This is a genomic window from Halococcus sp. IIIV-5B, from assembly GCF_003602035.1.
In the GTDB taxonomy this organism is placed as follows: Archaea; Halobacteriota; Halobacteria; order Halobacteriales; family Halococcaceae; genus Halococcus; species Halococcus salsus.
In genome coordinates this window covers 16,865-30,387 of sequence record NZ_QZWE01000020.1, presented here as the reverse complement: position 1 = coordinate 30,387, position 13,523 = coordinate 16,865, and the positions used below count along the sequence as shown (strand labels likewise).

The window sequence follows — 13,523 nt, the reverse complement described above, 5'->3', positions numbered from 1 at the left end:
ACGCGCTTTTGATCCACATTTTGCCAGCGAGGCCGCTCCGCGGCCGAGCGCAGCAAAAGGTGGTCTCTATGAGGTAGCCGCGACTTCGCCTTCGGGCGGCTCGGCGGATTCGGCCTCGGACTCCTTGCGGGCCTCGCGCTCCTGGTCCTCTTTCTTGTCCTTGACCTTCTTCATCCGGAAGATCTCCTCGCGTTCCTGTTCTTCGAGCTTCTGCTCGATGTACTCCTGGGACTCCCGGAGTTCGGGCAGGAGCTTGAATTCGAGGGCGTTGACCCGGCGTTTGGTGGTCTCGATCTCGTTCAGCATCTTCTTCATCGCGGTCTCGACCTCGGCGGCGAGCACGATCGAGTCGATGAGGTCCTCGTAGGCGTCGGCGGCCTCGTCGATGTGGGCGCTCGTCCCGAGCACGCCGTAGCCCCGCTGGTCGATCGACTTCTTGACCTTCGAGGACTCGATCTGGGGCACCACGACGCCCATGATGTTCTTCGATTGGATCGTGATCTCGGGGTGGTCCTCGAGGGCCGCGGCCGCGCCGCGGACCGCGACGTCGCCCTCGACCGCCCGCGCGATGTCGATCTTCGCCTGGGCCTGCTCGTAGTCGTCGCCCATCCCCGAGCGCACGTCCTGAGCCTCGTCGAGGATGTCCATGAACTCCATGATGAGGCCGTCACGCTTCTGTTCGAGCGTGTCGTGACCCCGCTCGGAGAGGTCGATGCGGTCCTCGATCCCCATCAGCTCCTTGCGGGTCGGTTTGACGTCGTTGGCCATTGTTAGTCAGTAGTATGACACCGAGGTCCTTAAGCCTCGGCCTCGGCACCGCTCGACTCCTCGCTCTCCTGGGCGTCGTCGGCGTCCTCGTTGTAGTAGCGCTCGATGTACTCCTCGTCGATCCGGTTGAGCTCCTGTTTCGGGAGCGCGGAGAGGAGCTCCCAACCGATGTCGAGGGTCTCCTCGACGTCGCGGTTGGTGTCGTAGCCCTGGTCGACGAACTCCGCCTCGAACCGGTCGGCGAGGTCGAGGTACTGGTTGTCGCGTTCGGAGAGCGCCTCGCGACCCACGATGTTCACCAGGTCCCGGAGGTCCTCACCCTCCGCGTAGGCTGCGTAGAGCTGGTCGGAGACGTCGCCGTGGTCCTCGCGGGTCAGCCCCTCGCCGATACCGTCGTCCATCAGCCGCGAGAGACTCGGCAGCACGTTCACCGGCGGCTCGACGCCCTGACTGTTGAGGTCGCCGTCGAGCATGATCTGTCCCTCGGTGATGTAGCCCGTGAGGTCGGGGATCGGGTGGGTCTCGTCCTCGCTCGGCATCGTGAGGATCGGGATCTGCGTCACCGAACCGTCGCGACCGCGGATCCGACCCGCGCGCTCGTAGAGCTGCGCCAGGTCGGTGTACATGTAGCCGGGATAGCCCCGTCGACCCGGGACCTCCTCGCGCGCGGCCCCGATCTCCCGGAGCGCCTCACAGTAGTTGGTCATGTCCGTCAGGATCACCAGCACGTGGTAGTCCTGCTCGAACGCGAGGTACTCCGCGGTCGTCAGCGCGAGCCGCGGGGTGATCTGGCGTTCGACGGCGGGGTCGTCCGCGAGGTTCGAGAAGACGACCGAGCGTTCGAGCGCGCCCGTGCGCTCGAAGTCGGCGAGAAACTCGTTTGACTCCTCGGCGGTGATACCCATCGCACAGAAGACCACCGCGAACTCGCTGCCCTCGCCGTCCTCGTTCGCCTCGTCCTCCTCCGGCACCGTCGCCTGGCGCGCGATCTGGAGGGCGAGTTCGTTGTGCGGCAGCCCCGAAGCCGAGAAGATCGGCAGTTTCTGGCCCCGCACGAGGGTGTTCATGCCGTCGATCGCCGAGACACCCGTCTGGATGAACTCCTCGGGGTACTCTCGGGCCGTGGGATTGATCGCCGACCCGACGATGCTCTCGCGGCTGTCGGGCACGATCTCCGGGCCGTCGTCGATCGGTCGGCCCGAGCCGTCGAGCACCCGCCCGAGGAGGTCCTCGGTGACGGGCATCGTCATGGTCTCGCCGAGGAAGCGAACCGAGGCGTCCCGGTTGATGCTGCCGGTGCCCTCGAAGACCTGGATCGACACGAAGTCCTCCGAGGATTCGAGCACCTGGCCGCGCTTTCGCTCCCCGTCGGGGAGTTCGATCTCCACGATCTCGTCGTAGCCGACCGGCTCGTCGATCTCGACGAACACCAGCGGCCCGCTTATCTCCTCGATCGTTCGGTATTCCTTCATGTTAGTACTTCTCCCGGAGCTGGTCCTGGACGTCGGACTCGATCTCCTCGATGAACTCGCCGTACTCCTCGGTGGTCCCGATCCGGTTGAGCCGGGGTGCGGCGTCGATGCTCGTGATCTCCTCGACCGGGACGCCCGCTTCGAGCGCGTCGAAGGCCTCCTCGCTGTAGGTCTGAATCGCCTCCATCATCCGGTAGGTCTTCTCCGGCGAGGAGTAGGCGTCGGTCGGGTTGAGCGCGTTCTGCTGGAGGAACGCTTCCCGGAGGTAGCGCGCCACGTCGAGCGTGAGGCGCTGGTCGTCCGGCAGCGCGTCCTCGCCAACGAGCTGAACGATCTCTTGGAGTTCGGCCTCCTCGTCGAGGGTGTTGATCACCCACTGACGGGTCTCCGGCCAGTCGGCCGCGACGTTCTCCTCGAACCACGGGTCCAGCTGGTCCCGATAGAGCGAGTACGACTCGTTCCAGTCGATCGCCGGGAAGTGCCGGCGCTCGGCGAGGTCGGAGTCGAGCGCCCAGAACGTCTTCACGATACGCAGCGTGTTCTGGGTGACGGGTTCGGAGAAGTCGCCGCCCGGCGGAGAGACCGCACCGACCGCCGAGATCGATCCTTCCGTACCGTTGATGTTCTCGAAGTAGCCCGCGCGTTCGTAGAACGCCGAGAGCCGCGCCGCGAGGTAGGCGGGATAGCCCTCCTCGCCGGGCATCTCTTCGAGCCGGGAACTGATCTCGCGCATCGCCTCCGCCCACCGTGAGGTGGAGTCGGCCATCAGCGCGACGTCGTAGCCCATGTCCCGATAATACTCGGCGATCGTGATTCCCGTATACACGCAGGACTCACGCGCCGCCACCGGCATGTTCGAGGTGTTCGCGATCAAACATGTGCGGCTCATCAGCGGTTTCCCCGTGTTCGGGTCCTCGAGGTCCGGGAAGTCGTCGATCACTTCCGTCATCTCGTTGCCCCGCTCGCCACAGCCGATGTAGATCACGATGTCGGCGTCGGCGAACTTCGCGAGGCTCTGTTGGGTGACGGTCTTCCCGCTCCCGAACGGTCCCGGGATCGCCGCCGTGCCGCCCTTCGCGAGCGGGAAGAGACCGTCCTGGACCCGCTGGCCCGTGACGAGCGGCGTCGTCGGGGTCTGCTTGTCGACCGTCGGGCGGGTCTCGCGCACCGGCCACTCCTGGTGCATCGTGACCTCCTCGCCCGAGTCGAGTTCGACGATCGGGTCGGTTACCGAGAACGACCCCTCCTCGACGTTCGTGACCTCGCCGCCCTCGTAGTCGGGCGGCACCATTACGCGGTGTTCGATGCTCTCGGTCTCGGGGACCGTTCCCACGACGTCGCCGGCTTCGAGCTCGTCGCCCTCGCTGACGGTGGGCGTGAACTCCCACTCTTCGTCGAGGTCGATCCCGGGGGCGTCCACACCTCGATCGAGGAACGCGCCCATCCGGTCTTCGAGCACGTCGAGCGGGCGCTGGACGCCGTCGTAGATCGAATAGAGCATCCCGGGACCGAGGTCGACCGACAGCGGTTCGCCGGTGTTCTCGACGGGTTGGCCCGGCGAGATCCCCGAGGTCTCCTCGTAGACCTGGATCGTCGTGCGATCCCCTTCGATCTCGATCACTTCGCCCATCAGCCCCTCGTCGCCGACGTAGACCACGTCGTTCATCCGCGCGCCGAGGCCCGTGGCGACAACCACGGGACCGCTCACGCTGGCGATGGTGCCGTCGTCCGTCGTTTGTACGTCTGTTGCTTGACTCATGATTTAGCTGTCGTCCATCAGGTCGATGCCGATGGCGCGTTTGATCTGCTCGCGCAGCCCGCCGCTGCCCGCCTCGTCGCCGCCGAGCGTCACCAGCGTGGGTTCGATGCTGGTCTCGGCGTCCTGCCGCACGCCGCGCGAGAGGTGGTCGGTGTCGGCGTCGGCCATCACCACGATCCCGACGTCGTCGTTCGCGAACACCCGCTCGACGGCGTCGTCGAGTTCGTCCGCCTTGTCCTCCTCCGCGACGTTCTCGATCTCGCGAACGCCCGCGAGGCGAAAGCCGGTGGTGAACTCGGGCGTGCCGATGACCGCGATCTCCTGGCTCATTGGTGTTCGTCCCCCGCGTTAGGCGACCCAGCGGTTTCGGCGTGTCGGTTCATCGGAGGACGAGGTCCTCCTCGATCGTCTCGGGGTCGAGCCCCGCGGCCCGCCCGCGGGCGATCGCCCGAACGTTGTCGACCTCGCGCTCCTTCGCGAGCACGTAGGCGAACACCGGACAGACCGAGAGCGGGTACCAGTTCGCGAGCTGGTGGGCGTACTCCGCGAGCGCGGCGTCGAGCGCGCGCTCGAAACCCGTCAGGCTCTCCGCGTCGTCGAGCGCATCGAGCGCCGCGTCGAGTTCGTCGCCGTACCGGCTGTCGGCCAACCGGGCGGCGAGCTCGTCGGGGTTGTCCGCGATCCCGGCGAGGTCCGATTCGTCGAACAGTCGCCCCCCGTCGATGAAGTAGGTCGCGGGGTCGGTGTCCGCGCCCGAGCGCGCCAGCCGGAGCGCGTTCCGGGCGTTCCGGAAGTCGATCTCGGCTTCGAGGAACTTGACGTAGAGCCGCCGTGCGTTGCTCTCGCCGGGCCGCACCGCCAACAGCTCCTCGTAGTAGGCCCGGTCGATCGCGTTCTCGAGCGGCACCAGCGTACCGGTCGACTCGTACTCGTCGAGCGCGCTCTCCAGAGGCGGCCCGAAGACGGTGTCCGAGAGCCCCTCGACGACGCCCTCGATCGAGTCGGCTTCGAGCAGCCGGTCGCGACGGTCCTCGTCGAACTCGCCGGTTCGGACGAGGTCGTTCTCGACGCTCTCGCGACCGGTGTCGGCGTAGATCCCTCGAAGGACCGTCTTGATGTTCCACGCGTCGAACTTCCGGAGGTAGCGCGCGATGTCGTCGTAGAGCGGGCCGCTCGCCCAACGCAGGAGGTCCTCGAAGTCCTTCGCGAGGTTCCGGGCGAGCGCGTGCTCGACCAGGTCGACGCCCGAGTGACGACTCCCGAGCGCGTTCATCTCCTCTTCGTACTGCGATTCCTCCATGAACCGCGCGATCCCGCTGGGCTCCATCCGCACCAGCTGTTGGTAGTCCTCCTCGTCGAACAGGTTCGCCCGACGCGAGCGCACCCGGGCGGTGACGTACTCGTAGTTCGAGTCGGTGGCGCGCGTGCTCATTGGTCGAACAGCCTGGAGCTCACGGCCTTGAGCTCGTCGTCCCAGACCGAATCGAGCACCGAATCGAACGTGTTGTTGACCCGAACCCGCGAGGCCTCGCTCTCGGCGACCACGCCGCCGAGACAGTCGTACTCCCCGGCGTGCTCGAAGCCGTCGTACTCCGTGGCGAGCGAGGCGAGCAGGTCGGCGTCGTCGGCTCGACCGTAGAGGCCGACCGACGCGCCGTCGTCGAACTCCGTCGCGGCGTCCTCGAGCAGCGCCCGCGTGAGCTCCTCACGCTCGTCGCCCGAGAGACCCGTGACCCGGTCTTCGACCTCGCTGCGAAGGTCTGAGAGGACCTCCCGCCGTGTTTCGAGCCGGAGCTGTTTGGCTTCGAGCTTCACGCTCGAGAGCCGCTGGTCGCGCTCGCGCTCGATCCGATTCTCGACCTCGCGCTCGCGTTCGGAGACCGTCTCCTCGGCGTCGGCTTCGGCCTCCTCGACGATCTCCGCGGCGCGCTCGTCGGCCTCCTCGCGGATGCGTTCGGCGCGTTCGCGTGCTTCCTCCTTGACGTCCTCGGCGACGGTTTCGAGACTCATTCCATCACCTTACGCGCCGGCGAGGAAGAACGCCACGAACCCGATGATGATCACGGTTTCAGGGATCACCGTCAGGAAGATGGCGATACCGAGCGAGATGGAACCTTCCGAGTACGCACCGACGGCCGCGGCACCGATCCCGCGCTGTGCGTTCCCGGTACCGACCCCGGCGAGGCCGACGCCGATCGCCGCGAGACCGCTCGCGAGCGCCGCCGCGGCTTCGGTCGACATTCCACCGCCACCGCCGCCCTGTTGTAGCAGTACCCCCGGATCGACGAGCGCGCTGATGAGTTCTAGCATGGCGTCAGTTGTCCCCGTTCCGTGTGTCGTCGGTCATTGTCGAACGGGCTAAAGTCCCCGCACCAGCCACATAAAACTTCTCAAAATATTCGCCGTAGACCGAACGAACAGGCTCAAATACGTGGTTTGAGTAGTTCTCGAAATCGGCCGGTTTCGGAACGAACCCGCCCTACTCTTCGAGGGTGTGGGTCCGTTCGTAGCCGAACGGTTCGTACTGGTCGCCGCCGCCCTCGTAGAACTGGTTGAAGAACTCGACGTACTCCAGCCGCACGGCCTGGAGGCCGGCGCTCATGACGCCGACGCCGAGCACCAGCATGTGGCCGACCACGAGCAGCACCATCCCGAAGGCCGCGCCGGCGATGCCCATGTGGATGAGGCCACCGAACATCAGCGAGGCCTCGCCGCTCAGGGTCTCGACGTAGCCCGGGCCGTGGGTGAACAGGAGGTGGAACTCGCCGTTGTGTTCGTAGGCCCCAAAGACCAGGAGGTTGACCGCGAACGCCAGCCCGACCTCCGCGAGCACCTCGGCGGCGAGCCGTGTGTACGAGAGGGGGTTGACGAAGGCCGCTCGAAGCAGCCCTTCGAGGAAGCCGACGAGAACGCCGATGCCCCCGAAGTGGTTGACCTCGTTGACGATCACGAGCCCGAGCCCGACCACGAGGCCGACACCGAGGCCGGCCCAGCCGACGGTCGGCGAGAAGCCCGCGAAGCCGAGCGCGAACGGCTGGCCGTCGAGGGCCACGAACATCAGCTCGGGTTTGACGCCCATCAGGGTGCGGCTCATGAGCCAGACCCAGACGCCGAGCATCAGGATGAGGTACGAGCCGCTCTCGAGCATCGCGGTCTTGAAGCTCGTCCGGAGGTTGTCGGCGAAGTCGAAGAGGTAGCCGACCGTCATGTGGAGCAGGCCGAAGAGCACGCTGATCAGGAGCCACGCGTTCGCGTAGGCCCCGTACGTCGGCATCAACCCTTTGTGGAGGGGCTGGCTTTCGAGGCCGAGCGCGCCCTCCCAGAGGTACATCTTGATGAACTCCGTCCCGAATATCTCGCCGTAGAGTATCCCGAACAGGAACGTGAACCCACCCGCCCACAGCGTGATCGCGCCGAGCGCGCGGATCCCGTCGCTCTCGAAGCGTTTGAACAGCAGGGTCCCCACGGTGAGGTAGACCAGCCCGTAGCCGGCGTCCCCGATCATGAACCCGAACATCAGCGGGAGGGTCAGGAAGAGGACGATCGACGGGTCGATCTCCGAGTACTTCGGTCGGCTCACCGTCTTGACGAGGAACTCGAAGGGTTTCACCGGACCCGGGTTGTCCTGCACCACCGGCGGGTCGCGCTTGCCGATGGCGACGTCGGTGCCGCCGTCGGCTGCGACTTCCGCCTCGGTTTCGTCGCTCGATCCACCGTCGCCACCCGATTCGGTCGGTTCGCGCTCGGTCACGTGCCCGTCGCTGTTGTAGGAGGCCTGTTCGAGCTCCTCGACGACGACGTGGTCGCCGACCGCCTCCCTGAGCCGTGATTCGAGGTCGTCGAACCGGTCGGTGGGGACCCAGCCCTCGGCGACGAAGGCGTTCTTCGTCGTCGCGAAGGAGAGCGGGGCCTCGCGGCGCTGGACCTCGATCGCGAGCTCCTCCTCGGCGGCGAGCAGGAAGTCGCCGTGCTCGTCGCGGACCTCGCGGATCTCGGCTTCGACGTCCTCGACGTCGTCGGCGAGCGCGCTGCGGCGGCCGTCGAGGTCGTCGAGGTGGTCCTCGGGGCTGCCCTCGGCGTCGGGCACGTCGACCGCGACGAACTCGGTGCCGGTGAGCGCGTCGTCGAGGACGGCCGTCTCGCCCGGTGCGGGCTCGGCGAACACCGCGACCGCGCGGTCCTCGGTGAAGAGTTCGTAGCGGTCGATCCGCTCGGAGCTATCGAGCGCCTCGCGGACCGCCGCTTCGTCGGCCTCGCCCACGCGGGTTTCGAGCGAGTCGTAGCCCGAGAGCAGGTCGAGGTCGATCCCGAGCGCCGCGAGGGGTTCGAGCGCGTCGATCCGGTCGGCGAGGTCGGCGCGCTGGCCTTCGAGGTCCTCGCGCCGGTCGTCGAGTTCGTTGGCCCGCGTGCGGACGGTCTCGATACGGTCGCCCATCCCGTCGAGGTCGATACCGCTCGTCTCGCGGTCCTGGTCGACGTCGAGAAGCGAGATGAGCGAGCGGACGGTGACGAGACGGTCGGCGGCCTCGTCGGCCCCCGCGACCGGGTCCCCGGGTTCGAAGCCCTCCCACTCGCCGTCGTAGCCCGTGACGTGGAGGAGGTCGAGTCGGTGGACGGTTTCGATGGTGTCGGTGAGGACGCGCTTCGCGCCCGTGACCGACACCCGGCTCATCCGTTCAGGTCTGAGCATGAACCTCCTCGGTGAACCGCTCGACGACGTACTCCGCGGTGTCGTCGAGGTTCTCGCGCGCGTTGGATTCGAGTTCCTCGCGTTCCGCTTCGGCCTCCTCGAGGACCGCCTCGCGCTCGGATTCGATCTCCTCGCGGGCGGTTTCGAGCCGCTCCTCTTCGAGTTCGTCGGCCTCCGCTTCGGCTTCCTGGCGGATCTCGTCGGCCTCCTCGCGGGCCTCGGCGATCCGCTCCTCGCGGTCGGCTTCCGCCTCCTCGATTATCTCCTCGGCCTCGCGCTCTGCCCCCTGAATTCGGTCGAGCACCTCTGGTCTGGCCATGTCGTTCAGTGAGCCTTGTCCCACCGCCTATTTGGTCGTTCCGGATACCATCGCACAGCGAGGTCGCGATTCGACCCACACCACTGCAACGGAATCGGCGATGGATCGTCCGGGTCCATCGTGCGCCACGACGAGTCAGCCGCAGTGGCGCGCGCTCGCGACCGGTCCGAACGATAGTGAGGGCCGGTCGCGGACATTGTGCGAGGGATGAGCATCGCAGTGAGTGAGCCGCAGGCGAACGAGCGAGAAGCGCAGTCGGTTGGGGAGGTGTGTGGCTGTCGCGGAGCGGTTGCGGAAGCGGTGCGGAGGGGTTAGTGATTGTACCGCGAACGAGCGGAGCGAGTGAGCGGCAGTTTTTAGTCCACCGGAAGACGCTTCGCGTCTTCCGAGCCGTTCGTTCGCGCTTCGCGCTCACGAAGACAGGTTTTCCTCGTCGGGTGGCCTCCCGCTGGTCGGCCACCACTCCTCGGAAAAAGTGGTTCGTAAGCGCTTAACCACGCCCGGTCACACCCCCGTTCGATGACCGGTGGGCACCACACAGGCGAGGGGGCGCTGTTCTCGGCCCGTCAACTCGCCGTCATCGCGTGGGTGACCGCCACCTCCGTCGTCTTCTTCAATATCTTCATCAAGTTCGTCAACCGCCAGCTCCTCGGCAATCCCTACGGGACGCCCGTCTACTGGCCGGTCAGCATCTTCGTCTTCCGGCTGGGGCGGCTCCGTCTGGACTGGGCGATCCCGATGCTCGTCGCCGCGGTTGGGGTGTTCGCGGTGACGGCGTGGTACCTCCGGGAGGAACGAACGCGCCTCGCGCCGGTCGTGGTCGCGGGGTTCGTGCTGCTCGTGTGTTCGAACCTCCTTCACGGATTCACCCACGGATTCGTCGTCCCGCTCTCGACCCGCGAGGGCTACTACCAGCTCGCCGCGACGATCGTCGACCCGCTGGCGTTCGTGCGGACCTACGAGGCCAACCAGCTCTCGTACGTGGTCCACGCGCGAACGCACCCGCCGGGGACGGTCCTCACCTTCACCCTCCTCGACTGGGTCTTCGGGTCGCGCCCACTGGTTACGACCGCCATCGCGGCCATCTCGCTGCCGACCTCGGCCGTGCTGGTCTACCGGCTCGTCGGGACCTACTACGAGAGATCCGTCGCCCAGTACACCACGCTGTTGTTCGTGCTGCTCCCCTCGGTTCAGATATTTTACCTCGCGACGATCGACGCGATCATCGCCACGCTGTTGCTCGCTGCGGTGTACTTCTTCACCCGCGAGTCGCGGTGGTGGAGCCTCGCGACGCTCGCCTGCCTGCTCGTCGCCGCCAGCCAACTGTTCCTGTTCGTCTTCGTCCTCCCGATCCTCGCCGGGATCGCGGTCTTCCGGCGCGAGAAACTGCTCCCGCTCGTCGGCATCGGGGTCGGACTCGTCGCGTGCTATCTGGTCGTGAAGTTCGGGCTGGGGTACGACTACCTCCACAGCCTCTCGATCGCCTCGGAGCAGCAGAATCCGAATGGGTTCATGCTGCTCGCCGACCCCTCGGACTACGTCTTCAGCCGCTTCGAGGACATCGTCGAGCTCGGGCTGTTCTTCACCCCGTTCCTCTGTCTGCTCGCGGCCCGTGGCCTTCGGGACCTCTGGGGCGACCTCCGGCCCGAGGGCCGATGGTGGCTCACGGCCACCCGGGAGCGCGAGCCGTTCGTGATCGCGGCGGCCGCGGTCGTCGGGTTCTGTGCGATGCTCGTCGCGGGCGTCTACCACACCGGCGAGACCGCCCGTGGCGCGCTCTACATCTACCCCTACCTCTGCCTGCCGGTAGCCGCCGCGGTCCACCGGGTTCGACCGAATTTTCGGGACCGCTGGCTCCTCGTGGGCGCGGTGTTCGGTCAGACGCTCCTGTTACAGCTCCTCGGGAGCTACCTCTGGTGAGGCCGCTTTTCGGCCGTCAACGGCTGGCGAGCCACAAGCTTGCACGCGAAATCGGGGTTTTCCGCGAGGTGACGCACCACGAGGTGGCGACGACGACCCGAGAGCGCGGGGGAGTCGACGTCTTGGGCGGTGAACGACGTCGGAAGCGCGTCGAACAGGTCCCGGAGAGCCTCGAACGAGTCGAACACCCTGCGGTGGCCCGCCGACTCCACACCCCGGCGCGCGACGACGTAGCTCCCGTCGGGGCGGTGTGTACCGGTGGTGCGAACGAACTCGCGATGTCGTGCGAGCGAGTCGTCGAGCGACTCCCGGAGGGATACGGCCTCGGCTCTGGTCAGTTCGTGTGTGCGACCGGCGACCGAGACCGTCACCCGATCCGAATCACGTCGGACCGATACCTCATCGCCGGAGAATTTCTCGACCACGAGCGCGGGGACTCGACGGCATACCGACCGCTCGGTGCGGCACGAACATAAATCCCGGCGGTGGTGCGGACCGGGCTGTCGTCCGTGATCCGGGTCGCGTTCGGCTCCCACACGACGGCCACTTTTTCACGCTCGCGGTTCGAGGGAGGGTATGCGCATCCGGGGCGAACGCGAGTGCAAGGACTGCGGCACGCGGTGGTCGTACTACGAGACCGGGAGCGTCGACTGCCCGAACTGCGGGAGCCTCCGGAGCGTCGGCCGCGACGAGCGCACCGAGCACACTGCGACCGCGGCGACGCTCGACCTCACCGAGGCGCGAAGCCTGCTCGGGGCTGAGGCCGCCGACACCCGCGCCGCGGCCGAACGCGCCGCCGAGGCCTGCCACGAGTTCGTTCGGGGACAGGGGTTCATCCGCGCCGGGAGCCTCGCACCGCTCGACGGGACCGCCGTCGGGGCGCGCGAACTCCGCCAGGTCGCCACCGAACTCGCGCGCGGGCTGCGGACGGACGACGAGGAGGAGCGCTACTTCATCGACCTCCTCGGTGGGGTCGACGAGGGCGAACGCCCGCCCCCCGAAACCGTCCCGGACTCGCTTCGGGCGGCCCGCGGTCGGGCGGTCGCGAGCGCGCTCGACGTCTACCGCCGGGACGCGACGGCGTATCTCGACGCCCACCCGGATAACGAGGCACGGGCGGTGCTCGACACGCTCGAAGACCACGTCAGGCGGGTCGAGGCGCTCGACGGCGACGTCTCGCCCGCCCACGCCGAACGGCTCCTCGGGGTCGCGCGCGACGTCGGTACGTACCTCCGCGAGGACGACGAGAACGCGCTGGCGGCCGCACGCGACCGGCTCGACAGAATCGGATAGTTCGACGAGAGTACCGGTCCGACTCCTTGCGAACGGGGGGACGGTTCCGTGGAACTGCGTGCGGGGGCGCGCGGGAGCGCGTCGGAGACGCGCGACTCGCGCGAGGGATGAGCGAAGTGAGTGAAACGAACGGAGCGAATCGGTTGGGGAGGGTGTGGCCTGCGGTTCTCGTTTGTGTTTGCGTCGTGACGTTCGACGGATCACTCGGTCGGCAGTGTCTCACGATTGCTGAGAACAGACAGACGACCGCTGGGTCCACGGCACACCCGGCACACGTCGGCACCAGACCTTAGCCACCGACCGTCGAAGCCGGCCGTATGTCGACGACTACCGGTGAGGCCAAATGACGGATATCGGCTACACCCTCTCGACCGAGGAGTTCGGCCCGAACGAGCTCGTCCGCCAGGCCGAGCGCGCCGAGGAGGTCGGCTTCGACTTCGTGTCGAGCTCGGACCACTACCATCCCTGGACCAGCGAGCAGGGCGAAGCGCCCTTCGTCTGGCCCGTGCTGGGTGGGGTCGCCGAGGCCACCGACGAGATCGACGTCGGTGTGGGTGTCAACTGTCCAATCATGCGGATCCACCCTGCCGTGGTGGCCCACGCCGCCGCGACCGCCGCCGAGATGCTGGAGGGGCGCTTCTTCTTCGGCGTCGGCACCGGCGAACTCCTGAACGAACACGTCGTGGGCGAGCACTGGCCCTCCCAGCCCGTGCGGCTCGAAATGCTCGAAGAGGCCGTCGAGGTCATCCGCAAGCTCTGGCAGGGCGGGCAAACCAGCCACTACGGGAAGCACTATACCGTCGAGAACGCGCGGCTGTTCACCCTCCCCGACGAACTTCCCCCGATCGTGGTCTCGGCCTTCGGCGAGCGCGCCGCGACCAGCGCGGGCGAGATCGGCGACGCCTTCTGGTGTGTCGGCCCGCAGGGCGATCTCCTCGATACCTACGAGGAGGCCGGTGGTTCGGACCCGTCGTACTGCCAGCTCCACGCCTGCTACGCCGATTCCGAGGACGAAGCGGTCGAGACCGCCCACCGCGTCTGGCCGAACTCCGGGCTCCCAGGGGAACTCGCCGCCGAACTGCCGACCACGACCCACTTCGAGCAAGCGAGTCGGATGGTCACGAAGGAGGACATCCGCGAGGGGTCGATCCTCACCGAACCCAGCGCCGACGCCCACATCGAGAACATCCAGAACGCGTTCGACGCGGGCTACAGCCACGTCTACATGCACCAGATCGGCGACGACCAGGACGCACTGCTCGACCTCTACGAGAACGAGGTCCTGCCGAGTTTCGACTGAGA

At 67.1% G+C, this 13,523-nt stretch carries 13 protein-coding genes; 3 read left to right on the top strand and 10 right to left on the bottom strand.

Going from position 1 to position 13,523, the window contains the following annotated elements; genetic code table 11:
• Positions 1–66: 66 nt before the first annotated feature.
• The 9 genes from D3261_RS13435 to ahaH form a co-directional block, all read right to left on the bottom strand.
• On the bottom strand, positions 67–768 hold the full coding sequence (locus D3261_RS13435; RefSeq protein ID WP_120073189.1) for a V-type ATP synthase subunit D: 702 nt from the start codon (positions 766–768) through the stop codon (positions 67–69).
• 29 nt (positions 769–797) lie between these two features.
• Positions 798–2,240, bottom strand: coding sequence for a V-type ATP synthase subunit B (locus tag D3261_RS13430; RefSeq protein ID WP_120073187.1), 1,443 nt, complete (start codon positions 2,238–2,240; stop codon positions 798–800).
• Position 2,241: 1 nt separating this feature from the next.
• Entirely contained in the window at positions 2,242–3,999 is a 1,758-nt protein-coding gene (locus tag D3261_RS13425) for an ATP synthase subunit A (RefSeq protein WP_120073185.1), read from the bottom strand.
• Between the two features lie 3 nt (positions 4,000–4,002).
• Positions 4,003–4,329, bottom strand: coding sequence for a V-type ATP synthase subunit F (locus D3261_RS13420; RefSeq protein ID WP_120073183.1), 327 nt, complete (start codon positions 4,327–4,329; stop codon positions 4,003–4,005).
• A 49-nt stretch (positions 4,330–4,378) separates the two neighbouring features.
• A complete protein-coding gene (locus tag D3261_RS13415; protein WP_120073181.1) occupies positions 4,379–5,431 on the bottom strand; it encodes a V-type ATP synthase subunit C in 1,053 nt (350 codons plus the stop codon).
• Entirely contained in the window at positions 5,428–6,009 is a 582-nt protein-coding gene (locus tag D3261_RS13410) for a V-type ATP synthase subunit E (RefSeq protein ID WP_120073179.1), read from the bottom strand. Before D3261_RS13410 ends, D3261_RS13415 begins: the two co-directional genes overlap by 4 nt.
• A gap of 9 nt (positions 6,010–6,018) precedes the next feature.
• Complete coding sequence (locus tag D3261_RS13405) at positions 6,019–6,309, bottom strand: hypothetical protein (protein WP_007696071.1); 291 nt, start codon at positions 6,307–6,309, stop codon at positions 6,019–6,021.
• A 169-nt stretch (positions 6,310–6,478) separates the two neighbouring features.
• On the bottom strand, positions 6,479–8,689 hold the full coding sequence (locus D3261_RS13400) for a V-type ATP synthase subunit I (RefSeq protein ID WP_199694008.1): 2,211 nt from the start codon (positions 8,687–8,689) through the stop codon (positions 6,479–6,481).
• Positions 8,676–9,008 (bottom strand): ATP synthase archaeal subunit H, encoded by a 333-nt coding sequence (gene ahaH / locus D3261_RS13395; RefSeq protein WP_120073176.1) that lies wholly within the window; start codon positions 9,006–9,008, stop codon positions 8,676–8,678. Before ahaH ends, D3261_RS13400 begins: the two co-directional genes overlap by 14 nt.
• A gap of 519 nt (positions 9,009–9,527) precedes the next feature.
• Here ahaH and D3261_RS13390 point away from each other — a divergent pair.
• Positions 9,528–10,928 carry a hypothetical protein gene (locus D3261_RS13390; protein ID WP_120073174.1) on the top strand — a complete coding sequence of 467 codons (1,401 nt, stop codon included), beginning with the start codon at positions 9,528–9,530 and terminating at the stop codon, positions 10,926–10,928.
• On the opposite strand, the gene D3261_RS13385 is transcribed toward D3261_RS13390, so the two are convergent.
• Positions 10,916–11,299, bottom strand: a complete 384-nt coding sequence (locus D3261_RS13385) for a hypothetical protein (protein WP_120073259.1) — start codon at positions 11,297–11,299, stop codon at positions 10,916–10,918. The genes D3261_RS13390 and D3261_RS13385 overlap by 13 nt on opposite strands.
• A 205-nt stretch (positions 11,300–11,504) precedes the next feature.
• On the opposite strand from D3261_RS13385, the gene D3261_RS13380 reads away from it, so the two are divergent.
• The gene (locus D3261_RS13380) at positions 11,505–12,221 is read left to right on the top strand and encodes a TFIIB-type zinc ribbon-containing protein (RefSeq protein WP_120073172.1); all 717 of its coding nucleotides are present in this window, start codon (positions 11,505–11,507) and stop codon (positions 12,219–12,221) included.
• A gap of 343 nt (positions 12,222–12,564) precedes the next feature.
• Positions 12,565–13,521: a TIGR03557 family F420-dependent LLM class oxidoreductase gene (locus D3261_RS13375; RefSeq protein WP_120073170.1), complete on the top strand. Its 957-nt coding sequence runs from the start codon at positions 12,565–12,567 to the stop codon at positions 13,519–13,521.
• The last annotated feature ends 2 nt before the right edge of the window (positions 13,522–13,523 follow it).